This is a genomic window from Burkholderia sp. AU33545 (assembly GCF_020419685.1).
GTDB classification, from domain to species: Bacteria; Pseudomonadota; Gammaproteobacteria; order Burkholderiales; family Burkholderiaceae; genus Burkholderia; species Burkholderia diffusa.
In genome coordinates, this window is record NZ_JAIZRQ010000004.1 from 181,572 (window position 1) to 208,571 (window position 27,000).

At 67.5% G+C, this 27,000-nt stretch carries 22 protein-coding genes; 9 read left to right on the forward strand and 13 right to left on the reverse strand.

Going from position 1 to position 27,000, the window contains the following annotated elements; all coding sequences use genetic code 11:
• Positions 1 to 9: 9 nt before the first annotated feature.
• Positions 10 to 1,989 carry a propionate catabolism operon regulatory protein PrpR gene (prpR, locus tag LGM71_RS14660; protein ID WP_059598929.1) on the forward strand — a complete coding sequence of 660 codons (1,980 nt, stop codon included), beginning with the start codon at positions 10 to 12 and terminating at the stop codon, positions 1,987 to 1,989.
• 52 nt (positions 1,990 to 2,041) lie between these two features.
• Here the strand turns inward: prpR and LGM71_RS14665 are convergent, their stop codons facing one another.
• Positions 2,042 to 2,689 carry a CGNR zinc finger domain-containing protein gene (locus LGM71_RS14665; RefSeq protein ID WP_226115231.1) on the reverse strand — a complete coding sequence of 216 codons (648 nt, stop codon included), beginning with the start codon at positions 2,687 to 2,689 and terminating at the stop codon, positions 2,042 to 2,044.
• 100 nt (positions 2,690 to 2,789) lie between these two features.
• Between LGM71_RS14665 and LGM71_RS14670 the strand changes: the two genes are divergently transcribed.
• Positions 2,790 to 3,173, forward strand: coding sequence for a VOC family protein (locus LGM71_RS14670; RefSeq protein ID WP_059508454.1), 384 nt, complete (start codon positions 2,790 to 2,792; stop codon positions 3,171 to 3,173).
• A gap of 199 nt (positions 3,174 to 3,372) precedes the next feature.
• Here the strand turns inward: LGM71_RS14670 and LGM71_RS14675 are convergent, their stop codons facing one another.
• Entirely contained in the window at positions 3,373 to 4,221 is an 849-nt protein-coding gene (locus LGM71_RS14675; RefSeq protein ID WP_226115232.1) for an ureidoglycolate lyase, read from the reverse strand.
• Between the two features lie 666 nt (positions 4,222 to 4,887).
• Between LGM71_RS14675 and LGM71_RS14680 the strand changes: the two genes are divergently transcribed.
• Together LGM71_RS14680 and LGM71_RS14685 are read left to right on the forward strand one after the other, a co-directional pair.
• A complete protein-coding gene (locus tag LGM71_RS14680) occupies positions 4,888 to 5,709 on the forward strand; it encodes an IclR family transcriptional regulator (protein WP_059598963.1) in 822 nt (273 codons plus the stop codon).
• 252 nt (positions 5,710 to 5,961) lie between these two features.
• Positions 5,962 to 6,513 carry a hypothetical protein gene (locus LGM71_RS14685; protein ID WP_059598926.1) on the forward strand — a complete coding sequence of 184 codons (552 nt, stop codon included), beginning with the start codon at positions 5,962 to 5,964 and terminating at the stop codon, positions 6,511 to 6,513.
• A gap of 682 nt (positions 6,514 to 7,195) precedes the next feature.
• Here the strand turns inward: LGM71_RS14685 and LGM71_RS14690 are convergent.
• The 5 genes from LGM71_RS14690 to LGM71_RS14710 all read right to left on the reverse strand — a co-directional run bounded on the left by LGM71_RS14690 (position 7,196) and on the right by LGM71_RS14710 (position 12,951).
• Positions 7,196 to 9,553 (reverse strand): GNAT family N-acetyltransferase, encoded by a 2,358-nt coding sequence (locus LGM71_RS14690; RefSeq protein ID WP_226115233.1) that lies wholly within the window; start codon positions 9,551 to 9,553, stop codon positions 7,196 to 7,198.
• Between the two features lie 570 nt (positions 9,554 to 10,123).
• Positions 10,124 to 10,420, reverse strand: coding sequence for an H-NS family nucleoid-associated regulatory protein (locus LGM71_RS14695; RefSeq protein ID WP_059467298.1), 297 nt, complete (start codon positions 10,418 to 10,420; stop codon positions 10,124 to 10,126).
• Between the two features lie 103 nt (positions 10,421 to 10,523).
• Complete coding sequence (locus LGM71_RS14700) at positions 10,524 to 10,808, reverse strand: hypothetical protein (RefSeq protein WP_226115234.1); 285 nt, start codon at positions 10,806 to 10,808, stop codon at positions 10,524 to 10,526.
• A 61-nt stretch (positions 10,809 to 10,869) separates the two neighbouring features.
• Positions 10,870 to 11,397: a BON domain-containing protein gene (locus LGM71_RS14705; protein ID WP_226115235.1), complete on the reverse strand. Its 528-nt coding sequence runs from the start codon at positions 11,395 to 11,397 to the stop codon at positions 10,870 to 10,872.
• Positions 11,398 to 11,463: 66 nt separating this feature from the next.
• The gene (locus LGM71_RS14710) at positions 11,464 to 12,951 is read right to left on the reverse strand and encodes a sigma-54 interaction domain-containing protein (RefSeq protein WP_151049304.1); all 1,488 of its coding nucleotides are present in this window, start codon (positions 12,949 to 12,951) and stop codon (positions 11,464 to 11,466) included.
• Between the two features lie 326 nt (positions 12,952 to 13,277).
• On the opposite strand from LGM71_RS14710, the gene LGM71_RS14715 reads away from it, so the two are divergent.
• Together LGM71_RS14715 and LGM71_RS14720 are read left to right on the forward strand one after the other, a co-directional pair.
• Positions 13,278 to 14,681 (forward strand): GntP family permease, encoded by a 1,404-nt coding sequence (locus LGM71_RS14715; protein WP_059598922.1) that lies wholly within the window; start codon positions 13,278 to 13,280, stop codon positions 14,679 to 14,681.
• Positions 14,682 to 15,181: 500 nt separating this feature from the next.
• Complete coding sequence (locus LGM71_RS14720) at positions 15,182 to 15,433, forward strand: DUF4148 domain-containing protein (protein ID WP_175816401.1); 252 nt, start codon at positions 15,182 to 15,184, stop codon at positions 15,431 to 15,433.
• A 48-nt stretch (positions 15,434 to 15,481) separates the two neighbouring features.
• Here LGM71_RS14720 and LGM71_RS14725 read toward each other — a convergent pair whose 3' ends face one another.
• The gene (locus LGM71_RS14725) at positions 15,482 to 17,077 is read right to left on the reverse strand and encodes a thioredoxin family protein (protein WP_226115236.1); all 1,596 of its coding nucleotides are present in this window, start codon (positions 17,075 to 17,077) and stop codon (positions 15,482 to 15,484) included.
• Between the two features lie 257 nt (positions 17,078 to 17,334).
• Positions 17,335 to 17,835: a GNAT family N-acetyltransferase gene (locus LGM71_RS14730; RefSeq protein ID WP_226115237.1), complete on the reverse strand. Its 501-nt coding sequence runs from the start codon at positions 17,833 to 17,835 to the stop codon at positions 17,335 to 17,337.
• Positions 17,836 to 18,353: 518 nt separating this feature from the next.
• Here LGM71_RS14730 and LGM71_RS14735 point away from each other — a divergent pair.
• The 3 genes from LGM71_RS14735 to LGM71_RS14745 all read left to right on the forward strand — a co-directional run bounded on the left by LGM71_RS14735 (position 18,354) and on the right by LGM71_RS14745 (position 22,385).
• Complete coding sequence (locus LGM71_RS14735; RefSeq protein WP_226115238.1) at positions 18,354 to 20,723, forward strand: phosphocholine-specific phospholipase C; 2,370 nt, start codon at positions 18,354 to 18,356, stop codon at positions 20,721 to 20,723.
• A 236-nt stretch (positions 20,724 to 20,959) separates the two neighbouring features.
• Entirely contained in the window at positions 20,960 to 21,229 is a 270-nt protein-coding gene (locus LGM71_RS14740; RefSeq protein WP_226115239.1) for a hypothetical protein, read from the forward strand.
• Positions 21,230 to 21,392: 163 nt separating this feature from the next.
• On the forward strand, positions 21,393 to 22,385 hold the full coding sequence (locus tag LGM71_RS14745; protein WP_059528794.1) for a DedA family protein/thiosulfate sulfurtransferase GlpE: 993 nt from the start codon (positions 21,393 to 21,395) through the stop codon (positions 22,383 to 22,385).
• 66 nt (positions 22,386 to 22,451) lie between these two features.
• On the opposite strand, the gene LGM71_RS14750 is transcribed toward LGM71_RS14745, so the two are convergent.
• From LGM71_RS14750 to LGM71_RS14765, 4 genes are all read right to left on the reverse strand, one after another.
• On the reverse strand, positions 22,452 to 23,924 hold the full coding sequence (locus LGM71_RS14750; protein WP_124624493.1) for an OprD family porin: 1,473 nt from the start codon (positions 23,922 to 23,924) through the stop codon (positions 22,452 to 22,454).
• 160 nt (positions 23,925 to 24,084) lie between these two features.
• On the reverse strand, positions 24,085 to 25,107 hold the full coding sequence (locus tag LGM71_RS14755; protein ID WP_226115240.1) for an ABC transporter ATP-binding protein: 1,023 nt from the start codon (positions 25,105 to 25,107) through the stop codon (positions 24,085 to 24,087).
• Positions 25,104 to 26,096, reverse strand: coding sequence for an ABC transporter ATP-binding protein (locus LGM71_RS14760; RefSeq protein WP_124901733.1), 993 nt, complete (start codon positions 26,094 to 26,096; stop codon positions 25,104 to 25,106). Before LGM71_RS14760 ends, LGM71_RS14755 begins: the two co-directional genes overlap by 4 nt.
• A gap of 1 nt (position 26,097) precedes the next feature.
• Positions 26,098 to 27,000, reverse strand: a complete 903-nt coding sequence (locus tag LGM71_RS14765; RefSeq protein ID WP_059598914.1) for an ABC transporter permease — start codon at positions 26,998 to 27,000, stop codon at positions 26,098 to 26,100.

The following is a 27,000-nucleotide window of genomic DNA, read 5'->3' on the forward strand; positions in this document are numbered from 1 at the left end:
TCGGTCGCCATGGACCTCTCCTCGACCAAGCCCGTCGGCCCGGCCGACCGCACCGTTCGCCCGCGCATCTGGGCGATGGGCATCAGCCGCCTGCGCGACCTGTTTCGCGAGATCGCCGGCGAATTCGACGAACGTGCCGACGTGCGCATCGTCACGCGCGCGTACGAAGATGCATTGAGCGCGATCGCGGAGGCCGGCACCGCGCGGCCCGACGTGATCGTCGCGGCCGGCTCGAACGGCGGCTTCCTGAAAACGCGTGCGCAGGTGCCGGTCGTGGTCGTGTCGCCGACCGGCTTCGACGTGATGCAGGCGCTCGCGCGCGCACGGCGCGATGCCACGCGGATCGCGCTCGTCAGCGCCGGCGAGACGCCGCCCGAAGTGCGTCGCTTCGTCGCCGCTTACGGCCTCGACGTGCAGTTTGCGTCATATCAGTCCGCGCAGGAAGCGGAAGCCTGCGTGCACGACCTGCACGACCGCGGCATCGAGACGATCGTCGGCCCCGGCCTCGTCACCGATCTCGCGGCGAGCGCCGGCATGGGCGCCGTGTTCCTGTATTCGCACGCGTCGGTGCGCCAGGCGGTCGAGACGGCGCTCGAAGTCGCGTACGCGACACACGCCGAGGCGTTTCGCCGCCAGCGGCTCGACAACCTGTTGCAGCATCTGCGCGATGGCGTGGTCGCGCTCGATGCGCGCGGTCGCGTCGAAGCCATCAACGAACGGCTCGCGTCGGCGCTCGGGGTCGAACCCGCGGCGGCCGTCGGCCGCGCGCTGGTCGACCTGCGCCCGGAGTTGCGCACGCTGCGCGGCGAGGACGGCGACGCGCTTGCGACCGTGCGCGGCGTGCGCTACGTCGTGCATCGCGGGCCGCTCGTCGATCGCGGCGTGACGTCGGGCAGCGTGCTGACGTTCCAGGAATCGCGCGCGGTCGAACGGCTCGACCGCGCGCTGCGCTCGCAGCCGAACACGCAGCAGTTCGCGGCGCGCTACACGCTCGACGACGTGATCGGCGCGTCCGCGCCGATGGCGCGCGTGCGCGATCTCGTGCGGCGCTACGCGAAATCCGACGCGACCGTCCTCGTGCTCGGCGAAAGCGGCACCGGCAAGGAGATGATCGCGCAGAGCCTGCACGCGCTGTCAGTGCGGCACAGCTATCCGTTCGTCGCGATCAACTGCGGCGCGTTTCCGGAGGCGCTGCTCGAGAGCGAGCTGTTCGGTTACGAGGAAGGCGCGTTCACCGGCGCGCGGCGCGGCGGCAAGACCGGCCTGTTCGAAGCCGCGCACCGCGGCACGCTGTTTCTCGACGAGATCGGCGAAATGCCGCCGTCGCTGCAGAGCCGGCTGCTGCGCGTGCTGCAGGAGCGCGAGGTGATCCGCCTCGGCTCGACCGAGCCGATCCGCATCGACGTGCGCGTGATCGCCGCGACGCACCGCCCGCTGCTCGCGGCCGTCGAGGACGGCACGTTCCGCGCGGACCTGTATTACCGGCTCAACATCCTGAACATCGGCCTGCCGCCGCTGCGCGAGCGCGCCACCGACATTCCGGCGCTCGCGGCCACGCTGCTCGTGCAGGCTGCGCGGCGCGAACCGCGGCTGGCCGAACGCGTGCGCGAGGTCGGCGATGCGGTGCGCGTGCTCGACGCGACGCAGGCGACGCTCGCTCGCTACCGATGGCCCGGCAACGTGCGGGAACTGCAGAACGTGGTCGAGCGGATCGCGGTGGAACTGGCCGAGGAAGTCGACGCGCATCCGGGCGCCTCATGCGCGGCGCTCACCCCCGATGCGCTGCAGGCGATCGCGCCCGAGTTGTTCGCCGCGCCGCCGGACTCGACCGACACCGACGACGCGCAGACACTCCACGCGCGCCGCCGCCGCGCCGAAGCCGACGAGATCCGCGCGGTGCTCGACGCGTGCGGCGGCGATCGCGATCGCGCGTGCGCGATGCTCGGCATCAGCAAGACGACGCTGTGGCGGAAGTTGTCGGCGAAATAGGTTCGGGCGAGACAGGTGCGGCAGGTAATGACGCGCCGGACGCGCGCCGCCGTCAATCGGCCTTGTGATAGTGGCGGTAAGCCTTCGCGCGATTCCCGCACGAAGACATCGAGCACCAGCGACGGCTGCCGTTCTTGCTGTCGTCGATGAACAGCCACTGGCATGCGTCGTTCGCGCAGCGCTTGACCTTCGCGAGCCGCGCGCCGCCCAGCAGGTCCGTCGCCGACCACAGCACCGGGCTCAGCAACCTCGCGAGCGTCGCATCCGCTGGCCCGATCCGCCACGCGTAGCCGCCGTCGATCCGCGCGAGCGCGACGCGCGGCGCCGCTTCCGCCAGAAAACCGCCCAGCAGCGCGAGATCGTCGGCTTGCGGCTCGCGCCGCTCGGCCTGCGCGTGAAAGAGCCGATACAGCGCCTCGCGTAACGCGAGCGCGCGCGCCAGCATCGCCGGCTCGCTCTCCTTCTCCTTCACTTGTGCACGACATACGTCGGCCAGGCCGGCCGGCATGCCCGCCTGCTCGCGGCACCATGTGAACAGGTCATCCAGCGTGCCGAAGGTTTCGGTCGGTGCGTCCGTGCCGCGCCAGTACAGCGTGTTCGCGAAATCGATGCTCAGCGTTTCGGACGGTGCCGGAACCAGGCAGTCCGTCGCGACGGAAGGTTGCGTTTTGCTCATGACGCGATCGTATCTAACCACCATGCCGGTTGACAAGCGGCCGGACGCTTTCTAACATAACCAGCATGGTGGTTAAAAAAGGTTTGCTGCACTGACGTCCCCCCTTCAGTTCAAGGAGCCACAGATGATCGATCACCTTTCGTTCGGCGTTGCCCACATCGACCGCAGCCGCGCGTTCTACGACAACACGCTTGGCGCGCTCGGCTACAAGCGGCTGTACAGCGACGACGGATCCCTCGGCTACGGCACCAGCGAACCGGTGCTGTGGTTGCAGCACGCGGCGCGTCCGGTCGTCGCCGATCCCGATTCAGGGTTGCACGTGTCGTTTCGCGCCTCGTCGCCCGTGGAAGTCGATGCGTTCTATCGCGCCGCGCTGCAGCACGGCGGACAGGACAATGGCGGGCCGGGCAAGCGCGAGCACTACGGCCCCGGCTATTACGCGGCATTCGTCGTCGATCCCGACGGGTATCGGCTCGAAGCCCATTGCGAGCTGGACAACGTCGTCTGATCCGGTTCGCACCGACACGGGTGAACGACAAGGGCCCGATTCCGCATCGCGCGGAATCGGGCCCTTGTCTTTGCTGCATCGATGGCCGGTTCGCGACGGCCACCGCGAGCAATCACGCCAGTGGCCGAGCGGACGGTCGGACGGCACGGCCGGGTTGCGGTCGATTGCGCCCGCGATCCGGCCCGCGCCGCACACTGGCCTACTGCGCGTTGCGCGTGCCCTGCCGTTGCTCGCCCAGCCCCTCGACCCCGAGGCGCACGGTCTGGCCGGCCTTCAGGAACACCGGCGATGGCTTGATGCCCATCCCGACGCCCGGCGGCGTACCAGTCGTGATCACGTCGCCCGGTTGCAGCGTCATGCAGGTCGACAGGTAGGCGATCAGTTGCGCGACGGTGAACACCATCGTGCGCGTGTTGCCGTTCTGGTAGCGGTGGCCGTCGATCTCGAGCCACAGGTCGAGGCGCTGCGGATCGGGCACCTCGTCGCGCGTCACGAGCCACGGGCCGATCGGGCCGAACGTATCGAAGCCCTTGCCCTTGTCCCACTGGCCGCCGCGTTCGATCTGCCACTCGCGCTCGGAGACGTCGTTGACGACGCAATAGCCGGCGACGTAATCCAGCGCGCGCGCCTCGTCGACGTCCTTGCACGTCGCGCCGATCACGACGCCCAGCTCGACTTCCCAGTCCGTCTTCACCGAGCCCTTCGGGATGTCGATGCCGTCGTTCGGGCCGCAGATCGAACTCGTCCATTTGCCGAATACCACCGGCTCCTTCGGTACCGGCATGCCGGCTTCGGCCGCGTGATCGGCATAATTCAGACCAATGCCGATGAACTTGCCGACGCGCCCGACGCACGGGCCAATGCGCGGCTCGCCAGGGACGAGCGGCAGCGTGGCCGGGTCGATCGCGCGCAGGCGCGCGAGCGCGGCGTCGGACAGCGCGTCGCCAGCAAGATCCGGCACGTGCGCGGACAGGTCGCGAATCCGGCCGTCCGCGTCGAGAATACCGGGCTTTTCCTGGCCCGGCAGGCCATAGCGAAGCAGTTTCATCGTGCTCAACCTCTGTTGTCGAATGTGACAGGATACCGGCCGACGCAGCCGTTGACGGCCACTCGCCGGACTGAATGTCGATCGTCGATGACGCGCGTCGGCGCCGCATCCGGCAGGCCAATCGACACGCGAGGCTCGCGCAGGCGCAGCGATCGCGGCGCCGCACCTGAGTGCGGCGCGCATCGAACGGGCGGCCGCCGGTCTGCGCATCGGCGACGACGGCCCGGCATTCGCGACACGTGCCGGCCTGTGCTGTGCCGGCCGGCTTCACGCGCGGCCGCGCCGTCGCTGGCCCGCCGCTCTTTGTACCACCGGCGGCCCGCCGTGAAATGGCGCGCGACGGATACCGACTATTGGTGCGCCCATGGAGGTTGCACCGCAGCATCGGGCCTGCCAAACCGTTCGGCTTTACGCCAAATGCCGCCGTCCGTCGACACCAAAAGATAAATTGCGAATATTTCTTATGAACCTGTCATCGGGAACGATATGTAATCCGTTCTTGCTGGGTAACGATCGGTAAAAAGACGCTGCATTGCACACTGAACGTTTGTTGTTAAGCTCGCGCGGATGGCAGTCACATCCGCATGCGGCTTCACGAATTCGCGTGCAAAGCCGGCCGGCGTGCGTCGCCACCCGATTGGCAATCCCCGGACTTCCTACCCCATGATGCAAACGACCAATAACCCGCTCCCCGGCAGCGACGCACGGGAGTCGATGGGCACAGCCGACCGCTATCGCGCGCCCGCGCTCGACAAGGGTCTCGACATTCTCGAACTCCTGTCGGAACAGAAGGAAGGACTCACCCGCACCGAAATCACGAAGGAACTCGGCCGCAACGCGAGCGAGATCTACCGGATGCTCGAGCGTCTCGTCGCACGCCGCTACGTGATGCGCTCGAGTGGCGGCGACCGTTACACGCTCAGCCTGAAACTGTTCGCGCTCGCGCATCGGCATCCGCCAATGAACCGGCTGATCGCCGAGGCCTTACCGCTGATGCAGCGCTTTGCCGACGCGGCGGAACAGTCGTGCCACTTGACCGTCTACGATCGCGGCAACCTGCTCGTGATTGCGCAGGTGGACGGCCCCGGCCCATGGGGTGTGTCGGTGCGGCTCGGCTCGCGCGTCGGGCTCGCCGATACGGCGTCGGGGCGCGTGATGCTGTCGTTCCAGGGTGCCGAGCAGCGTGCGCACATGCTGGCCGAGCATCGCAAGGTCAAGGGCGAAACCCCGATGAACGAGCAGGAACTCGCGCATGCGTGCCAGTCCATCCGCCAGTCCGGTTACGTGCGCCAGGACAGCCGCCAGGCATACGGCGTGACCGACCTGAGCGCGCCGATCCTCGGCCCGGCCGGCCATGCGATCGCGGTGCTGACCTGCCCGTACATGCGCCGGATCGACGCGCATATGGCGCCGTCGGTCGAGGTGGTCGTCGTGGGACTGCGCGATACGGCAGGCCAGTTGTCGATGTACCGCGCGGAGACTTGCTGAGCGTTGCGGAACGGTCGACCGCGCTGAAGGTGGCAGACCGTTCGGGTGCGGCGGTCGTTCGGTCACACGGCCAGCGGATCGGGCAGGCGGGCGGGCTCGACATCGCGCACGCAGTGTGCGATGCGTACCGGCCACGCGGGCTCTCGTACCGGCATCCGGCAGACCGTTTCCGGATGCGCGGATGCCGCGCTACGCTAGAATAGCGGCCCTCTCAAACACGACGACGGCCGGCTGTCGCGGCCGTCGTATCCGATGGATGTCATGGCCAAACTTCTGAACGATCAAGAATTCCAGCGTTTCTCCGAACTTCAGCAGAAGCAGGCGAGCTTCACGATCACGCCCGAGGAAGCGGACGAGCTGCGCGACATCGTCGCGCGCGCGCAGAAGAAGCGCGACGACCGTGCCGAAGCGATGCGCGCGATCGAGAACTACATCGAGCAGTTCGACATCACGCCCGACGAACTCTTCTCGCCCGAGCAGATCGGCGACGCCGCGCGCACCTACGGCCTGATCACGGCCACCAAGAAGGAGCGCACGCTGCCGCCGTCGATCACGTTCAACGGCAAGCCGTACCAATGGACCAAGACGCTTCCGGACGACGTGCGCGGCGCGCTGTTCGATGCATTTACGTCCGGCGAATCGGTCAAGCGCTTCATCGCGATGCCGAAGGACACCGCGCGTTGCGCCCTGACGATCGCCCGCCTCGAGCGCGAAACCGGCGGCGTTTATGCCGACGCGCACCTCGAAGAACTCGCGATTTCGCGTGACCAGGTGAACGACGCAGCGTCGAAACTTGCTGCATAAATGCCATCGCGGGCACGGTTCATGCGTGCCCGCACCGGCGCGGACGCCGGCCGAAACCCGCGCCGCGCCAGACGGAGCACTGCGTCCGTGGGCTCCCGAAAAGTCTCACCAAAGCATCCCGTAAGCGCTCACCAGAGCATCCCGTAAAAGCTCACTGAAGTTTCCGGAGACGCTCACCAGCCCCTCCCGAACGTCCTCACCGACGCATCCCGCAGACGCTCACCCCCCCTTCCCGGAAAGGCTCACCGGGGCCTCCCGCAAGGGCTCACCGGCAGCTCCCGCGAAGGCTCACCGGGTGCTTCCGTATCGACTCACCCGATTGCTCCCGGAAAAGCTCACTTTCGGCTCCTGAAAAATCTCACCTTTGGTCCGCTTTCAATGCTGGCGGTGCGCAAGGCGGGCGTCAGTGCGCTCGAATATTGCGCCGGAACCGGCGATACGCCGAGGTCACCAGCATACGCAACCGCCCGCCGAGGACGCGGTAACTCGACGAGATCGCCCTTTCCCGCCGGTCGCGAAGCGAGCGTCGTACCGATCCGCACAGTGAGGCGAAAGAGTCGAACGATCTGCATGCCGAACTACAACCGATTCGCTCGGTCGCGGCTGCGCATCACCGACATCGCGCGTTCCGTAGCGGCTGCGCACGACACCGCCGAACGTTCAGGCACACTCGCCGGCGCGATTACGGTTGCAGCTTCATCCTGAACCCCACCACGCTGGGCTCCTCCGTCGTCGACACCTCGAAACCGCAGGATTTCGCCAGCGAGATCATCGCGGTGTTCTCGCGCAGCGCCTCGCCGACCATCCACGCGGTGCCGCGCGACCGCGCGTAGTCGATGATACGCGCCATCATCAGCCGCCCGAGCCCCTTGCCCTTCTGATCGGGCCGGACAGCAATCGCGAACTCGGCCGTCTCGTTGTCGGGATCGGCAACCGCGCGCGCCACCGCGAGCGTGTGCGACCGGCCCGATACGTCGGTGAACGACACGATGAAGGCCATCTCACGGTCGTAGTCGATCTGAGTCATGCGCGCGACTTGCGAATGATCGAAGCTGCGCACGGCACCGAAGAAACGCATCCGCAGATCGTCCGGCGTCATCGCGCCAAGCAGCTCGTTGTGCGCTTCTTCGTCTTCCGGACGGATCGGCCGGATCGTCACGGTCTCGCCGCGCCATTCGAGCGTCTGCTCGAGATGGCGCGGATACGGCATGATCGCGAGCCGGCTGCGCCCGGACGCAAGCGTGATGCGCGGCGCGACCACGTATGCCCGGTCGGACAGCACGCGCAGCGTGACCGACATCGCGACGACCTCGCGCACGTCGCAAACAACTTGCGACAGCGCCGTCAGCGCATCGAGCGTGGGTTCGACAGGCGTGCGGCGCGCATAGGGTGAACGCTCCATCACCGCGCGGGCGAGCACCGTATTCAGCGGTGGCAGCCCGTACACGACGAAAGGTGCCGATACGCCGTCGGTCGGCGGCACGGCATAACGAAACACCGGGCCGAAGTTCGAATCGTCGTACATGTCGACTGTGACGTCGACGACTCTGGTGCCCACCGGCGCATCGGCCGGCTCGCCGTGCACGCCGAAGTGCGACAACCAGCGCAACGCTGCTTCGCCGGCCAGCTCATGCTCGCCGGCCTCGACCATCCGTCTGGCCTCGGCCTGCGCGGACGCAACGCACTCGGCCGGCTGCAGCGGCGTGCCCTCGGGCGTCTGCATCAGCAACTGCCGCCCGAGGTTGTAGTCGACGAGCCGTGCGTATGCGCGCGCAAGCCGCTGCGGTGTGGTGTGCACCGGAATGCCGTTCGCGTGCAGTGCGTCGCGCGTCGCCGCGTCGACCGCACCGAAGAAACACGCGAGGATGCCGCGGTGCGCGTACTGCCGCGATTCGATCAGCGTGCGCGCGACCGCGTCGGCCGGCGCGCTGTGGGACGTCGAATGCACGACGAACAGCGTGCCCGTTTGCGGAAACGGCGCGAGCGCCTTGATGGCGGCGCCGAAATGCTCGGGGCGCGCATCGTCGCCGAGCGTCAGCGGATTGCCGGGCCCGCGGAGATGCGGCAGCGCGGCCGCGACCGCCGACGTTGCCTCGGCCGGCCAGTCGACCAGCACGTCGCGCACCTCCGCGACCGCATCGACCGCGAGTTTCGCGACGCCTGCGTCGCTCGTCACGAGTGTGGCCGCGCCGCGCGCAGTGACGCGCCCGACGCCGAGCGTCTCGATCTCGTCGAGCAGATCGTCGAGTGCATCGACACGCACCATCCCCGCACGCTGGAACGCCGCCGTGTAAAGCGCATCACCGGAATCGGCGCGCCCGGTGCGCAGCGCGAGCACCGGTTTGTTGCGCGCCGCCGCACGCGCTGCCGACATGAACTTGCGCGCGGCACACACGGTGTCGAGCTCGAGCAAGATCGCGCGCGTGCCGGGATCGCTCGCGAGGTAGTCGAGCACATCGCCTGCATCGACGTCGGCCTCGCTACCCAACGCGACGACATGTGAAAAGCCGAGGCCTCGTGCATCGGCCCAGCCGAGTACCGCATTCGTCAGCGCGTTCGATTGCGACACCCAGGCGACGCCACCCGATCGCACCGTATAGGCTGGCGCGCCGAAATGCGCATGCCGCGCGGGCGACAGCACGCCGAGACTGCCGGGCCCGACGATACGGAGCACGAACGGCTTCGCGGCCTTGAGCGTGCGATCGAGCGCGGCGCGGTCGGCGTCGGTGCGCGCCTCACCGACAATCACCGCGACACGCGTGCCGATCTCGCCGAGCTTGCGCACGATGCCGGCCCATGTGGCAGGCGGCGTGCAGATCACGGCGACCGAGGGCGGGGCGGGCAGCCGTTCGACATCGGCCACGACCGAGTACCCGTTCAGCTCGCGATACTTCGGATTGACGGGCCACACCGGCCCCTCGAACGCGCCATCGAGCACACGCGCCCACACCATCGCACCAATACTGCCCGCGCGCGACGATGCACCGACGACCGCAACGGACCTGGGCTGAAACAACGCATCGAGATGGCGGACGGTCACATCGGCTCCACACGGTAATGAAAAACGACCCGGCCGGCACACGAGCCGAATGGCCGTGCGCCGGTCGACGCGAACTCCAAGCATAGGCGAACCCGATGCGGCTGCCTATATGCCAAACGGCCGACTGTGCGACGCGCATCAATGCCCGCAACATGAGCCGGTCACCGCGTCTTTGCACGACGCAACGGGCGAAGGCGACACGATGCGCCCATCCGGTCGCCGTTTCAAAGGTGAGGATTTACAGGAGGCATGGTGAGCAAGTTCGGGAATTGCAGGGCACGCAGTGCAAGTACGCGAGAGGTGATCGCAATCGGCGATACGTCTGCACCGCGAAGATCGAGCATGCCAATGCACGCATGCCGCGAAATTACGGGGTTGTTTACGGGAATTCACGGCAATACCCGGCCGAATCGCGGCGAATTCGCAAAACGATATCCGTTAATCGCGCGGCATCGGTGTTCAATTCGCGGTTTCGAGTCCTGCTGCGACTGCCCAAAAACAAAACGGTGCGACGGCCACATGGCCGTTCGCACCGTCAGTCAGCGCACGAAAGGTGAGGATTTTCGGGAGTCAGTCCTTGATCAGGAAACGCGCGCGGTTCTTGCCGAGCCATGCCGGCGCCCGCCCGCGACCACTCCACGTTTCGCCCGTCTTCGGGTTCAGGTACTTCGGCGGCAACGGACGCTTCGGCTTCGCGGCAGCAGCGGCGCCGATCGGTCGAAAACCGAGTTCTTCCGCGGTGATGTCGAATTCCTCGATTTTTGCCCGAATGGCGGCAATCGCATCGGCAATCGCCTTTTCGCGTTCCTTGTCGATCTTTTGCTGAAGTCTTTCGAGCTGCGCTGTCAGTTGCCTGTAGGTCGCCATATGGATGGGACTCCGTGAGTGTTATTCATGAAAAATAGCCGACTCCAAGCGAATAGAAAAGCGTCTCACCCGATTACGGTCTCTTTATCCGATCATGTCGGGATCAATAACCGCTTTTCTTCTTGCATGCGAAGAGAAGATTTCGCATTGCGTCATCGGTCGATTGCTGAAGGACGTCGAATTCACCGTTGCAGATGGCTCGGGCATTGTCCGTGCAATTGCTCCAGTCGCTACCGGTGCACTGCACCTGCGTGGTCGGGCGCCCATCCGAAGTGAACAGTGGCGCCCCGCCGCCGCACCCGCCGAGCCCCGCAACGAGGGCCAACAATCCGGCCCGACGCCAATGCATTCGAGGCCACCGACAGACCGACGCAAGCATGTGTTTCATTGTTCTTTCCGTCAACCGATTTTTTAATGCCGCGAGTATGCCATGCACCGCCGTCAGTCGTTCAGTCAGGCGCCCGGTCCGGCCGTCCGCGCGTCTTGTACGGCACGGCCCGGTGCGGATCGTCGGTGATGCGAACGAACACCTGCTCGACGTCGGGAAGCGCGCCGAGTTCGCGCTCCAGCGCCTGCCGATCGAATGCCGGATCGGCACACCCTTCGACATAGATGAAGCGCCGCTGCACGGTGATCCACAGGCTCGTGCCCTGCAGACGATCGGTGCCCGCGAAATGCGCTTTCGCCGCCTCGGCGATCGGCGCGTCATACATATACGAATTCGGTTTCGTGCAGCGGTGGGCGAGCCAGCAGGTGGTCCCGCGCTCGACGCGGTAATGCGCGTCGTCTTCCATCTCGGCGCGCGTCATCCACGGGCCGAGCGGCAGCGGGCATTCGGCGAAGCCTCGCGACAGCGCGACGAACGGATCGTTGTACCAGTTGCGTCGCACCGCGGGTGTGTCCGCGTCACCCGCCTGTGCGAGCGAGGACATCACTACCAGTACGGCCAGCCATCCGGCAATTGCGATTCGCTTCATCGTCGTCTCCTGTCGGGCACTTCACCGGTGCCGTTCCTCATGTCGGGGCGCATCCACCGCCGCTTGCTACCGGGCGATCCCGAGCGCCGTCAGTTTCTTGTACAGCGTCGCCCGGCCGATGCCGATGCGCGCGGCCGCTTCGACCACCTTCCCGTCGCATGCCGCAAGGGCGTCGATCAGGAACTGACGCTCCCACGCGGCCAATGCATCGGTATACGAAACGACCGGCGCACCAGGCGCCCCCGCTGCATCGCCCGCATCCCGGCCGACCGGCGACGGAGCAGCCCGCGTGCCCGCCGGCACGCTATCCGGCACCACGCGCACCGGCCCGAGGAACGGCGCGAGCGCACCCGCATCGATCACCGAGCGATCCGACAGCATCAGCGCACGCTCAAGCGTGTTGCGCAGCTCGCGTACGTTGCCCGGCCACGGGTACGCGCACAGCATCCGCAGCGCATCGTCGGTCAGTTCGCAGTGCGCAGCGCGACCGTGCTGCGCGGCCAGCTCCTCGAGCGTCGCGTAGACGAGCGCCGCGATGTCGGACGCGCGCTCGCGCAAGGGCGGCGCATGAATCGTCAGCACATTGAGCCGGTAATAGAGATCCGCGCGAAAACGGCCGGCCTCGACCAGCGCGGGCAGGTCAGCCGACGTCGCGGCGATGATCCGCACATCGGCACGCACGATCCGGTTCGAGCCGACCGGTTCGAACTCCTTGTCCTGCAATACGCGCAGCAGCTTGCCCTGCAGCGGCAGCGGCATGTCGCCGATCTCGTCGAGAAACAGCGTGCCGCGATCGGCCAGCTCGAACTTGCCGACGCGTCCCTTGCGATCGGCACCGGTATACGCGCCCGGCGCCGCGCCGAAGAATTCGGTTTCGAGCAGCGTGTCGGGAATCGCGGCCACGTTGACGGTCACGAGCGGCTGGAGCGCGCGCGCCGACGCCGCGTGAATCGCATGCGCGAGCAGTTCCTTGCCGGTGCCCGTCTCGCCGAGCAGCAGCACCGGCGAATCGACCTGTGCGGCGCGCCGCGCCTGCCGCTTGGTTTCGAGGCTTGCGGCGCTCGTGCCGACGAAACTCGCGAACGTGTATTTCGCACGGCGTGCCTGCGCGAGCGAACGCTGCGTCGCGATCAGCTGCTGCTGAAGCTGCGCGTAGCGGGAAAAGATCGGCGTGAGCGTCTTCAGCTGGTCGAACAGTGCGAAGCCGATCGCGCCGACCGTCTCGCCCGCCTCGTTCTTCAACGGCAGGCGTGTGACGACGAGCGGCTCGCGGCCCGTCTCCATGATGTCGAGCAGGATCGGCTGTCCGGTCGACACGACCTCACGCATCAGGCTGTTCGGAATCACCGCCTCGCAGTCGAGGCCGACCGCCTGCTGCGGATCGGCGAACCCGAAGCGCGCCGCATAACGCTCGTTCATCCACACCACGCGCGCGTCGCGATCGACGACCACCGTGCCCGCGCTCGAATCCTCGAAAGTCCGAAACAGCGACTCGGCGGCGCGCCGCAGCACATCGCCGTAATTGACGGGCAGGCGGACCCAGTCGTTCATCATCGTGTCGTTGTCTCCGCGTATGCTTGGCCGGATATCTCCGGAACGAGACGCAGTATCTCATTTCGGAGACATCCCGGAATCCCTTGTCCGGGAAAGCCCTGCCCGATTCAGAGGGCAGTCTTGGCGGCCGAATCGTCTCCCGATGGAGACGATTTATGTAGAATCTTCAGACATTGGCCGGCGCGGGCCCGCCGGCCAGCGCCGGATCCACGTCCGGCGGCGCAATCCGGCCGATGGCACGAAACCTGCACGAACCTGAGCCGGTTCGCGGCGCGTCCCGCGATCGAACAACAACCAAAGCCATTCCAAGCTATTAGGAGACTCCCTTGTCTTTCGTGATCGTCCTTGCCGCGCTGGCGTTCCTGATGTTCGCCGCGTATCGCGGCTACAGCGTGATCCTGTTCGCGCCGATCGCCGCGCTCGGCGCGGTCCTGCTGATCGAACCCGCCGCCGTCGCACCGGTCTTCTCCGGCATCTTCATGGAGAAAATGGTCGGCTTCGTCAAACTGTATTTCCCGGTCTTCATGCTCGGCGCCGTGTTCGGCAAGGTGATCGAACTGTCCGGATTCTCCGAGTCGATCGTCCATGCCGCGATCCGCTACATCGGCCGTTCGCGTGCGAATGCGGTGATCGTCGCGGTGTGCGCGCTGCTCACCTATGGCGGCGTGTCGCTGTTCGTCGTGGTGTTCGCCGTGTATCCGTTCGCGGCCGAACTCTATCGCCAGAGCAATATTCCGAAGCGGCTGATGCCCGGCGCGATCGCGCTCGGTGCGTTCTCGTTCACGATGGATTCGCTGCCCGGCACGCCGCAGATCCAGAACATCATCCCGACCACGTTCTTCAAGACGACCGCCTGGGCCGCACCCGCGCTCGGCACGATCGGCTCGCTGTTCATCATCATCGTCGGCCTCTCGTATCTGGAATGGCGCCGCCGTTCGGCGATGGCGAAGGGCGAAGGCTACGGCACGTCGCTCGTCAACGAGCCGGAGCGCGTCGAAGCGACGGCACTGCCGCATCCGGCGCTGGCGATCCTGCCGCTGATCCTCGTCGGCGCATCGAACTTCACGTTCACGAAACTGATTCCGCAGTGGTACGGCGCCGCGTCGTACACGGTCGCGCCGGACGTGCTGCCCGGCGTGCACACGCCGGTCACGACGTCGATCAAGACCGTCGTCGCGATCTGGTCGGTCGAGGCCGCGCTGCTGCTCGGCATCGTGCTGGTCGTGCTGACCGCGTTCAAGCGCGTCAGCGACCGCTTCGCGGCCGGTTCGAAGGCCGCCGTCGGCGGCGCGCTGCTCGCCGCGATGAACACGGCGTCGGAATACGGTTTCGGTGGCGTGATCGCCGCGCTGCCGGGCTTCCTCGTCGTCAGCGACGCGCTGAAGAGCATTCCGAACCCGCTGGTGAACGCGGCTGTGTCGGTCAGCTCGCTCGCCGGCATCACCGGTTCGGCGTCGGGCGGCATGAGCATCGCGCTCGCCGCGATGTCGGACCTGTTCATCAAGGGCGCGCAGGCAGCCAACATTCCGATGGACGTGCTGCACCGGGTCGTCGCGATGGCCAGCGGCGGCATGGACACGCTGCCGCACAACGGCGCGGTCATCACGCTGCTCGCGGTCACGGGCCTCACGCACCGCGAGTCGTATCGCGACATCTTCGCGGTCACCGTGATCAAGACGCTCGCGGTGTTCTTCGTGATCGCCGTCTACTACACGACGGGCCTCGTGTAAGCCCCGCATCGGGCGGCGTTCCGAACGCCGCCGCACCTCGTCCGGCCGCATCGCCGCGGCCGGCGCATCTTCCTTCCTCTGCACGCCCGGGCTGGGCGACCGGACCGGCATTGTCGAAGCAGGCAGCGCAACGCGGGTCGCGACGCGCCGCACCTTCCCGACACCTCCGCGCGCAAACCGGGGCGGATCGCCGAGGTTCTCATCCGCCGGTTCGTCCCCCGCCCGACCGGAGCCGCTCGGCGCTACCTCGCCGCACGGCCCGGACGGCCCGACGCCCGTCACGCACCGCCATCCGGCACCGTCAGCGTCCACGTCCACGTCCACGTCCACGTCCACGTCCACGTCCACGTCCACGTCCGCCATCCATTGTTACCGGCGGCAGAACACTGAGTTGGGCGCGACCGCATTTTTCGCGCGCGTGGCCGGGCCTACACTGCTTTCAACCGCCGCCGCTCCGTCGAAAGGCCGGCCGCACAGCTGGAAACATGGAGGTCACGATCATGAAGCGCCTGATTCACGCAGTTGCCGTTGCCCTGGCCGTATCCGCGCCGCTCGCCGCGCAAGCGCAGTCGAACCCGCCGCTCACGCGCGCGCAGGTTCACGCCGAAGTGAAGGCGCTCAAGCAGGCCGGCTTCCAGCCGAGCGATTGGTTCTACCCGGCCAGCATCGTTTCCGCCGAAGCGAAGATCGCCCGTGGGCAGAGTGCCGGGTATGGCAGCGACCAAGGTGCATCGTCGGAGTCGAGCCACTAATCGCCGTCACGACGCGGCCGTCCCGTCCGGCCGCTTCCGCGCAAGCCATCACGCCTTCACCGGCTCGATCAGTTTCGCGCATGCCGCTGCCTGTGGATCGCCCGCGGGCAACTTCGCGCACACCCCGTCGAACTGCTTCACGACCGACCTGACCGACGCATCGTGCGCGCCGCCGCCGCGCCAGCGATTCAGTTGCGTGACGACCTTGGTCAGCGCGCGCAGGTTCGCCCCATAAAACGCATCCTTGGTCTTGCCGGCCTGCGCGAGCACGCTCGCGGCGATCGCTTCGATCCGCGCCGAATCGTCCGGCGCCAGCGCGACCGCATTCGCGAAATAGGTCGCGCCCCAGCGCAGCTTCGTCGCCGGGCCGCTCGCCGAGTCGTACGCCTTCCGGTACCAGTCAAGCGCCGCGGCCTTGTCGCCGCGCGCCTTCGCATTCGCCGCCAGTCCCGACATGAAGTAGTACGGCGTCGCCGAACGCGGCAACTCGGCCTTCAGCAAGACGTCGGATTCGTCGTACAGCCCGGCGTCGGTCAGCGTGTCCGCCGCTTCGCTGACGAGCGCCTGCCGCTCGTACGCGTTCGCGGCGCCCTGCACCGATGCCGCGATCTGCTTGCGTGCGGTATCGACCAGCGCCGGCGCGGCGAGCGGCGCGCCGTCGTGCGCGTCGCCGCGCGCGAGCAGCACGCGGCCGTGCAGCGCCATCAGACGGTCGATCGACGACAGCGTCGCATCGGTCGACAGGCGCGCGAGCGCCGTGTCGTACGCGCCGCGCAGCTTCGTGCGCTGCGCGGCGTCGGCGCCGAGGTACGCGACCACGCGCGCGGGCGCTGCGACGAGCACGTCCGAATCGGCGCGCACCAGCGCCGGCTCGCGCAGCACCGCACGCAGCGCGTCGACGAGCGCCGCCTTGTCGAGCGCGCCGGCCTGCGCGGGATCGTCCGATGCCGCCACCACCGCCGACTTCAGCGCAAACCGCGCGGCGTCCGCCTTCGCGCCAGCCGCACGCGCACGTTGCGACAGCGTCTGCAGCGTCACCGCGACACGATCGGACGGCACCGGTAGCGCGCCGTCGGTGTCCCAGGAATAGTCGGCCAGCAGATGCCATTCGGCCGGCGTCAGCGCCGCGCCGTTGTTCAGCGCGGTCGCGAGCGTCTGCCGCACCGGATGCGCGGCCGTCATCCCGAGCGACAGCACCTGCATGTAGCGTTCGAGATCGGCCTCGCCCGGCAGCCGCGTCACTTCGGTGCCGTCCGGGCGGAACAGGATCATCGTCGGATAGCCGTGCACCTTGAAGCGCTCGCCGAGCTTCTGCGCGCTTTCGGTGTCGCCGTCGAGATATACGGGCACGAAGAACGACGAGCGGGTCTTGAACGCCTGCTGGCTGAAGATCGTCGACTTCACCTGGTTGCACGACGGACACCACACGGCGCCCCAGTACAGCAGCAGCGGCTTGCCGGTGCGCTTCGCGAGCGCGAACGCGGCATCGACGTCGCCCTGCTGCCAGGCGATGCCGGGCGGCAGATGCGCGCCGTCGGGCGATGCGTTCGCCGCCGGGGCGCCCGCGGGCGCGGCAGCGGCAAGCGCCGCACTGGCGGCAGCGAACAGGCAGGCGGCGGTGAGATTGCGAAGAGCGGTTTTCATCGAAGCGGGTTCCGTTGAACAAGACGGTTTCAGGGAGATGCCGCGCACGCAACGAGGGCCGTGAAGCGATGACGATGAGGCCGGCCGACATGCAGCGCCGCGCATGTATCGATACGGAAAAGCGAAGCCGGCCGCAGCGACCGGCACATCGTTCGACGATACGACGGGTACAACCGAAGGAAAACGAACGAATTCTCGATTGAATATGACGCGCGGCGTCGCGGCCGCGTGCCGTCACGTCCGCGACGGCCGGTCCTTCACTGCGGCGCCTTGATCCGGGCCATGTGATACACGGACGCATGCACGCCGTCGCGCAACGCGTAATCCGGCGATTCGCCCTCGATGCGGAAACCGTGTTTCTCGTAGAGCGCGATCGCCGCGTGGTTGTCGGTGAACACGGTCAGCTCGAGACGCGTGATGTTCAGCCAGTTCTCCGCGAGATCGATCGCGGCCGCGAGCAGCCGGCCGCCGACGCCGCGCCCGTGACGGGCCGCGTCGACCATCATGCCGAGCGCCGCCGCGTGGCGCCGGCGCGGATTCAGCTCGGGATGCAGGCCGAGATGGCCGACCACCGTGCCATCGATTTCGGCAACGAGACTCACGCCGTGCTCGCGCACGTTGTCGAGCCGCTTCTGCCATTTTTCGAGCGACGGAAACGGCTGCTGCAACGTATTCATGTACACCGCGGGATGCGCGGCAATCTGTCGGATCGCGTCGACGTCGTGCGTCTCGCTGTGCCGGATCGTGATATCGGTCATGGGTGGGCCGGTTCCGAAATGTCGCGCCGAAGGCGCGGACTGCGCAGGCGCGCAGCAACGCATCGAGCTTAGCCGATTTCACGCATTTGAAACACGGGTGTCACGCCGTTGCACGTCAGGTTGTATCCGCAACGAAGCGTGCTCGCGCGACCCCCGCCAATCCGGAAAATTCCGACCGGTCACGCGTGCGGCGATCGGTAATTTCTTACCATTTTCAACCTCGCATCGCGCTCGAACTAATCGTTGCGCACGCAACGTCATGTGCGCGACATGCGATGTCATTTCTTCATCACGTCGACGTCATGTCGCCTCCCTAGACTGGGCGCCGCCCCAGCCCGGCACGCGCCGGTCCGGTGTGTGCCGACACCTGCCCCGCGCATCACGAGCACGCGGCGCGCAGGATCGCGACGGCGGCCGCGCCATCCGCGCGACGTCGCGCATCGCGCATCGCACATCGCCGCGATACGCGTCCGATGCCCCGAACGCGCACGCATCGCCGATCGTCCCGGGGCGCGACGATGCCCGGTCACCGCCAGACGAACTCGCGAACGCTCCCACCCTCACAGGATCCAAACACCACGACGTCACGCCGCAAATTCCTCCAGCAGACCGCCGGTTCCGGCCTCGCCGCCGCCGCGCTGTCCGCGTTTCCGCCGAGCATCCGCCGCGCGCTCGCCATTCCCGCCTTCCACGAAACGGGGACCATCAAGGACGTCAAGCACGTCGTGTTGCTGATGATGGAGAACCGCGCGTTCGACGGCTACTTCGGCACGTTCAAGGGCGTGCGCGGTTACGGCGACCGCTTCGCGGTGCCGTCGCCGAACGGCCTCGACGTGTTCTACCAGACCTACACGAAAACGACGCCCGCGACGACCTTCACGCCGTACCACCTCGATGCGAGCCAGGGCAACGCGCAGCGCGCGGGCGGCACGCCGCATACGTGGGCCGACGCGCAGGCCGCGTGGGACCACGGCCGGATGAACCGCTGGCCCGACGCGAAGACGCCGCTGTCGATGGGCTATTACGACGCGGCCGAGGTGCCGTTCCAGCGCGCGCTCGCCGACGCGTTCACGCTCTGCGACCACTATCACTGCGGGATGCACACGGGCACCATCGCGAACCGGCTGTTCTTCTGGAGCGGCACCAACGGCCCGAACGGTATCAGCCCGGCCGACGGCAGCCGCGTGAAGGTCGCCGCGCTGAACAACCAGTTCAACGGCGGCAACGACATCGGCCCGTCGAGCCAGGGCTGGACGTGGACGACCTACGCCGACCGGCTGCAGCAGGCCGGCGTGAACTGGAAGGTCTACCAGAGCCTGATCGACAACTTCGGCTGCAACGAGATGATGAGCTTCCGCCACTGGCGCGCGGCCATCGAGCAGATGCCGGCCGCACGCCGGCCCGCGTACGTCGCGTCGACGGACATCACGCAGCCGGTGACGGCGGCCGGCGCGTTCTACGATCCGGCGATCGACGATCCGTTGAGCCCGCTCGCGAAGGGCTTCGGCAACACGATGCCGTACGGCTTTCTCGAAACGTTCCGCGACGACATCCGCAACGGCAAGCTCCCCGAGGTGTCGTGGATCATCCCGCCGTCCGCCTACAGCGAACATCCGGGGCCGTCGAGCCCCGCTCAGGGCGCGTGGTACGTGCAGGCGGTGCTCGACGCACTGACCGCGAATCCGGACGTGTGGAGCAAGACCGTCCTGCTGATCAACTACGACGAGAACGACGGCTTCTTCGACCACATGCCGTCGCCGGCCGTGCCGTCGCGCAACGCGGACGGCTCGCTCGCGGGCGGCCATACGCTGGCGGCTGCCGACGTCGCCGTCGAGTACCACGACTTCGCGCCGGCCACGTCGAGCCAGCCGGCGGCCGACGGCCGGCCGTACGGGCCGGGCCCGCGCGTGCCGATGTGGGTCGTGTCGCCGTGGAGCCGCGGCGGCTGGGTCAACTCGCAGGTGTTCGACCATACGTCGACGCTGCTTTTCCTCGAGAAGCGCTTCGGCGTCGTCGAGCCGCAGATCAGCGCATATCGCCGCGCGGTGTGCGGCGACCTGACGAGCGCGTTCAACTTCCGCGCGCCGAACGACGAACCGCTGCCGACGCTCGCGGGCCGCACGACGAAAAGCCAGGTCGACGCGCTGAGCACCGCGCAGCAGGCCGCGCCGAAGATCACGCCGCCGGCCACGCCGTCGCCGCCTGCACAGGCCACCGGCGTGCGCCCGTCGCGCGCGTTGCCGTACGAGCTGCATGCGAGCGCGCAGGTCGATCCCGGCAAGGGCACCGTCACGCTGAAGTTCGCGAACACGGGCCGCGCGGCCGCGGTGTTCCACGTCTACGACAAGCTGCATCTCGACCGCGTGCCGCGCCGCTACGTCGTCGAACCAGGCAAGGCGCTGCGCGGCGACTGGGCGGCGCTGGCCGACGACGGCGGCAAATATGACCTGTGGGTGCTCGGCCCGAACGGCTATCACCGCCGCTTCACCGGCGATCTGGCCCGGCTGACCGGCGCACGCACGCCGCATCCGGAAATCCGGGTCGGCTATGCGGGCGCGAGCGGCAACCTGCATCTGCGGCTGCGCAACGACGGCGGCAGCACGGTGCGCTTCACGGTGAAGTCGAACAAGGTGTACGGCCAGTTGTCCGGCCGCGGCGCGACCGACGATCGCGGGCACGGCAACGACACGGGCACGACGTGGACCGTCGCGGTACACGCCGGCGGCCAGTCGGAACTGCACTGGAACCTCGACTCGACCGGCCACTGGTACGACTTCGTCGTCACCGCCGACAGCGACGCGAGCTTCTCGCGCCGCGTGGCCGGCCGCGTCGAAACGGGTCGCCACTCGGTCAGCGACCCGGCGATGGGGTTCGCCGACCGCTTCTGACGGCACCTGCGCCCGCCCGGCCCGAGCACCGGCCGGGCGCCTGGCGCGGCGCGGTCCGATCCGGCTGAAACGCCCGCCCGGCGCGGCTCAAACATCAGAAGGATAGGTGGTGCAGCCCTCATTTCATGTCCACGAAAATGCTCCGTGTTGCGGCCCGTTCGCGTTAAACTTCGTCAAGCTGCATTCAACAACGACATCTTCGCCAATCTGGCACACACGACACGAGGATAGGTTCGATGCGCACTACCGGCTCATCCGGGGCAATGACCCTGCTCACCGAACACGACCCGGCCGACGGCCGCGAACTGCGCTCGCTCAGGCTCGAATCGACCGCCGACGGCAAGAGCGTGCTGCTGATCGAGATCGACGAACGCAAGCCCGGCATTCACCGCGAGGTCCGCTACGAGATCACGCCGGCCGAGCTGATCGCCGCGATCCGCTCGCACGGCGCCGAGCTGCCCGGAGAAAACCACGGCGCCACCTCGCTCGCCCGCTCGTCTTCCTGATGTCCGACGGTGAGCCACGTGCAACGCACTGGCTCACCGTTCTGTCCGCATTTCCCTGCCGCCGTCAGGCGCTTTCCGTCATTCCCCTCCGCCCGGTTGAAAATGGCCGATAATCGGCCAATCCGCGCATCTTCCTCACGCGCTTCCTTTTCGGCCAGCCGTCATGCTCCGTGACCTCGTCGCCCAATACGGGCCGCTTCTCGTCTTCGCCAATGTACTCGCGGCGGCCATCGGCCTGCCCGTACCGGCGATGCCGACGCTCGTGCTGTTCGGTGCGATGGCCGCGATGCATCCGGCGATGATCGGCTCGCAGCTCTTGACGGTGCTGGCGCTGTCGGTCCTCGGCGCGCTGATCGGCGACACGGTGTGGTACGTCGCCGGGCGGCGCTACGGCGGCACGACGCTCAAGACGATCTGCCGGCTGTCGCTGTCGCGCGATACCTGCGTGAGGAAAACCGAACGCTTCTTCGGCCGCTACGGCGTGCGCGTGCTCGCGGTCGCCCGCTTCATTCCGGGGCTGTCGCTCGTGTCGGTGCCGATGGCCGGCGCGCTCGGCACGCGCTATCGCACGTTCGCCGGCTACGATGCGCTCGGCGCCGCGCTGTGGACGACCGTCGGGCTCGTCGCGGGGCTCGTGTTCTACCGGCAGATCGACTGGCTGTTCGCCGGCGCGAGCCGGCTCGGCCGCGCGGTGCTGCTGGTGATCGTCGCGCTGCTGGCCGTCTATGCTGCCGTGCGCTGGATGCGCCGCCGCGCGCTGATCCGCCAGCTCGCGAGCGCGCGGATCGGCGTCGACGAGCTCGACCTGCTGCTGCGCGACGCGGCCGCGCCGGTGGTGCTCGACGTGCGTTCGCCCGAGCACCGCAAGCTCGACCCGTTCACGATTCCCGGTGCGCAATTCGCGGACGAGCGCCACATCGAGGACATCGTCGCGCGCTACCCGTTCTCGCAGAAGTTCGTCGTGTATTGCTCGTGCCCGAACGAAGTGACGGCCGCGCTGATGGCAAAGCGCCTGCTCGATGCAGGCTTCACCGATGCGCTGCCGCTGCGCGGCGGCCTCGACGCCTGGCGCGACACGGGCCGGCAGCTCACGTCGCTGGTGGAAGACATCCCCGCCGCGAACGATCCGGTGGCGGGGTTGCACAAGCCGGCCTGATCGAGCTGATCGCAGGCCGGCCGCGCGAGAGGAACAGTTTCGAGGGGGGCGTTGCGCCCCCTTCGATCAGAACGCGTGCAGCGGCACGTTCACGACCAGGCGGTATTCCTTGTTGGTCGCGTCCGAGTAGTGCGCGGAACCGTTGTGCCACATCGCGATGAACGTGACCTTCGTGTCCTTCAGCTTGCCGCTCTGGAACGTGTACGACGGGATGAAGCCGAACTCGTGGTGACGGCCCTGCACCGGTGCGCCGTTGCTCCAGTAGATGCTCGACTTGCTCGGATCCGCCGCCGCGCCCGCGCTCGCATCCGCGCCCCAGCCCGTCACGCCCCAGACCATCGCCTTGAAGCCCGGCAGGCCCGCCTCCTTGCCGTAGAACGTGTAACGCAGCTGCAGCGACTTTTCGTGCGGCGCGTTGTAGTCGACGTCCATCGAGTTGGTCAGGAAGATGCCGTTGGTTTCATTGAGGTAGTCGAAGAACTGGTCGCCGAGCACTTGCTGATAACCGAGCAGCAGTTCGTGCGGACCGTGTTGCGCGGCCAGCGACAGGCTGTACGCGTTGTTGTTGATCTTGCCCTGCAGCGCGTCGCCCGTATCGTGCGTCGAGTAAACGTTACCAAAGCCGGTCCACTTGATCGACTTCACATCGCCGATGCTGTGCTTCACCGACGCGTAATACTGGTGCCACACGTCATCGGCCTGGTTCGCGTACAGCGCGACTTCGCCGTTCTCCGAATAGTCCCACGTGCCGCCGACGTAGGTCAGGCGATTGATGCGCGTGCCGCCATACTGCGTCGTGAGGTTGGTGAGCGTCGTGTGGCCGCGCGCATCCGTCTTCGTGAAGCTGCCGGCCTCGAGCATCACGTTCTTGAATTCATTGCTGACGATCGTCGCGCCGAGAAACGTCGGCGGCAACGCGCGGTTGTCATGCTGCTCCATGAACGGGTTGTCGACGGCCTGCAGACCGTACTTGACCACCGTGTTCGAGATGCGCGCCTTCACGTCGTAGATGCCCGGATAGGCCCACGCGAGCTGGTTCGAACCGCCGCCACCCTTCGCGATGTGCACCATGCTGCCGGCGCCGGCGCCGCCGTCGAGCTTCAGCGCCGCATACAGCGACGCGTCGAAACCGATGCCGATCAGGCCGGTCGTATAGCCCGACTCGAAGTTCGCCATCGCGCCCTGGACCCACGCGTGACGATGCGGTCCGCCCTTGTTGTCCAGCGTGTCCGCATAGTTGCGGAACAGGAAGTTCAGGTGGCTGTCGGCAATGAAGCCGTTCGACTTCGACTGCGCCGAAGGCTCATCGGGCGGCGTGACGGCCTGGTTCGCCTCGGCGTTGATAATGGCGTTCGGGGTCGTTGCCTGCGCAACCGACGTGCTCGCACCGGCGGACGGCGCGGCCTGCGCGACCGTCAGCGGTGCGGGGGCCGCGTCGTCGGCGTGCGCGACACCGCTCAGCGATACGCCGGCAAGCGCAGGCAAGCCCCATGCAAGCAGCATCTTCGATGCCGTCCCGATCGTCTTTTGCTTTTTCATCGTCATTCTCGTCTTGTGTTGATGTCGTCCACGCCGGTTGCGATCCGCTTCCAGCCCCCCGGCGAGCCCGGTTAAGGACGCGCCTTTACCCGCGACGCGAAGATCGTTCGCGCCGCACCCTACCCCTGTTGACCTGCCTGGTTATGTTTGCTGCGTCACTTCACGCCGCCACGCCCGCCCGGATGCACGCGACACGCGCCGCCGAGCCGTGCCGCACTTCCGGCAGCGGCACGTCCTGCGCACACGCGTCGATCGCGACCGGGCAGCGCGTGCGAAACGCGCAGCCGGACGGCGGGTTGAGCGGCGACGGCATCTCGCCCGCCAGCAGCATCGGACGGCGAGCACGCTCGCGCGCCGGCTCCGGCGTCGGCGCCGCATCGAGCAGCGCCTTCGTGTACGGGTGCTGCGGCACGCCGTACACGTCATGCCGCGTGCCGAACTCCATCACGCGGCCGAGATACATCACGAGCACGCGCTGGCTGATGGCCTTCACCACCGCCAGGTCGTGCGCGACGAACAGATAGGACAACGACAGTTCGCGTTGCAGATCGCGCAGCAGGTTCACGATCTGCGCCTGGATCGACACGTCGAGTGCCGATACGGGCTCGTCGCAGATCACGAGCTTCGGCTCGCCGATCAACGCGCGCGCGATACCGACGCGCTGGCACTGTCCGCCCGAAAATTCGTGGGGGTAGCGCAGCAGGTGATGCGCGTTCAGGCCGACACGCTCGAGCATCGTGACCACGCGGCGCCGCACTTCGGCGCGGCCAAGGCCGGCGTGGTGCGTGACGAGCGGCTCCGCAACGATCTGTTCGATCGTCATGCGCGGATCGAGCGACGCGAGCGGATCCTGGAAGATCATCTGCACTTCGCGGCGCATCGCGGTGCCGCGCAGGTGATCGGGCGCGACGGCTTCGCCGCGCCATTTCACGGTGCCGGCCGTCATCGGCACGAGGCCGATCAGCGCACGCGCGAGCGTAGACTTCCCGCAGCCCGACTCGCCGACGAGCCCGACCGTCTCGCCGCGCTTCACGTCGAACGACACGCCGTCGACCGCGCGCAGCGTGCCCTTGGGCGACCACGGATAGCCGCCGAGCGGCACGCGGAAATGCACCTTCAGATCCTCGACGGACAGCAGCGTGTCGCCCGTCGCGCCGGCATTGCGGCGTTCATCGACGCTCATCGCAGACCTCCCGTCAGATCGGCCAGCGGCCGGTGGCACGCGCGCACCGCGCCCGCGACGCCATAGGTTTCGAGCGCGGGGCGCGCGGCACCGCAGCGCGCCTCCGCATACGTGCAGCGTTTCGCGAACGCGCAGCCGGCCGGTGCGGTGCCGGGCATCGGCGGATTGCCGGGAATCGCGACGAGCGGCGCATCGTCGGCGTCGGTCAGGCGCGGCAGCGCGTTGAGCAGACCGATCGTGTACGGATGCGACGGCGCCGCGAAGATCGATTCGGCCGGCGCGTATTCGACGGTTCGGCCCGCATACATGACCATCACGTCGTCCGCGAGGCCTGCGACCACGCCCATGTCGTGCGTGATCAGCACGATCGCGGTGCCGCGCTCGCGGTTCAGCTCGCGCAGCAGATCGATGATCTGCGCCTGCACGGTCACGTCGAGCGCGGTGGTCGGCTCGTCGGCGATCAGGATTTCCGGCTCGGACAGGAGCGCCATCGCGATCATCACGCGCTGGCGCATGCCGCCGGAGAATTCGTGCGGATACATGCGGATGCGGCGCGCCGCATCCGGAATGCGCACCGACTCGAGCGCCTCGATCGCGCGCCTGGTCGCCTCCTTGCGCGACAGCTTGCGATGCAGTTGCAGCGTCTCGGTCATCTGCCGCTCGATCGTCAGGAACGGATTGAGCGACGTCATCGGATCCTGGAAGATCATCGCGATCCGGTCGCCGCGCACCGCGTTCAGCGCGCGCGTATCCATCTCGAGCAGGTTGTCGCCGCGATAGCGCGCGGCGCCCGTCGTCGTGCCGTTGCCGGCCAGGAGGCCGAGCAGCGCCATCACGGTCTGGCTCTTGCCCGAGCCCGATTCGCCGACGATGCCGAGCGTCTTGCCGGCTTCGAGCGAGAACGACACGCCGCTCACGGCGTCGATCGGCGGCGCGTCCTTGCGCGTGAAGCGCACGCCGAGGTTGTCGACTTCGAGTAATGCAGTCATCTCAGCGATCCTTCGGGTCGAGCGCGTCACGCAGGCCGTCGCCAACGAAGTTCACGCAGTAGAGCGTCACGCACAGCATGACGGCCGGGGCCAGCAGCAGCCACGGCATCGATTCGAGTTTCTGCGCGCCGTCCTGGATCAGCACGCCCCAGCTCGTCATGGGTTCCTGCACGCCGAGGCCGAGGAACGACAGCACCGATTCGGTCAGCACGATGTTCGGCACCGAAACAGTTGCATACACAACGACCACGCCAAGCAGGTTCGGCACGACATGGCGCACCACGATCGATGCCGGCGACACGCCGATCGCGCGCGCCGCGTCGACGAACTCGCGGTTGCGCAGCGACAGCGTCTGGCCGCGCACGACGCGCGCCATGTCGATCCACGAGAACGCGCTGATGGTCAGCACGACCAGCATAAACGAGCGGCCGAACAAGGTCATCATCAGGATCGCGATCAGCAGGTACGGGATCGCGTACATCATGTCGACGACGCGCATCATCGCGGAGTCGACACGGCCGCCCGCGAAACCGGCGGTCGCGCCCCATGCGACGCCGAACAGGCCGGACACCAGCGTGCCGAGCAGGCCGACCTCGATCGACACGCGGCCGCCGATCAGCGTGCGCACGAGCAGGTCGCGGCCGAGTTCGTCGGTGCCGAACCAGTGCTGGTTCGCGAGCGTCGGCGGGAGGCTGATCGCGCCCCAGTCGCTCGCGGCGGGATCGGCGGCGAGCAGCCACGGGCCGACGAAACACGCGAGCGTGATGAGCGCGAGCAGCACGAGGCTGAACACGGCCGCGCGGTTGTGAAGGAAGCGCGCGAACGCGAGCGCGAGCGGCGAGCGCGAACGCGGCGGCGAATCGGTCTGCACGGGCAGGCCGACGACGGGAGTAGTCGGAGTCAT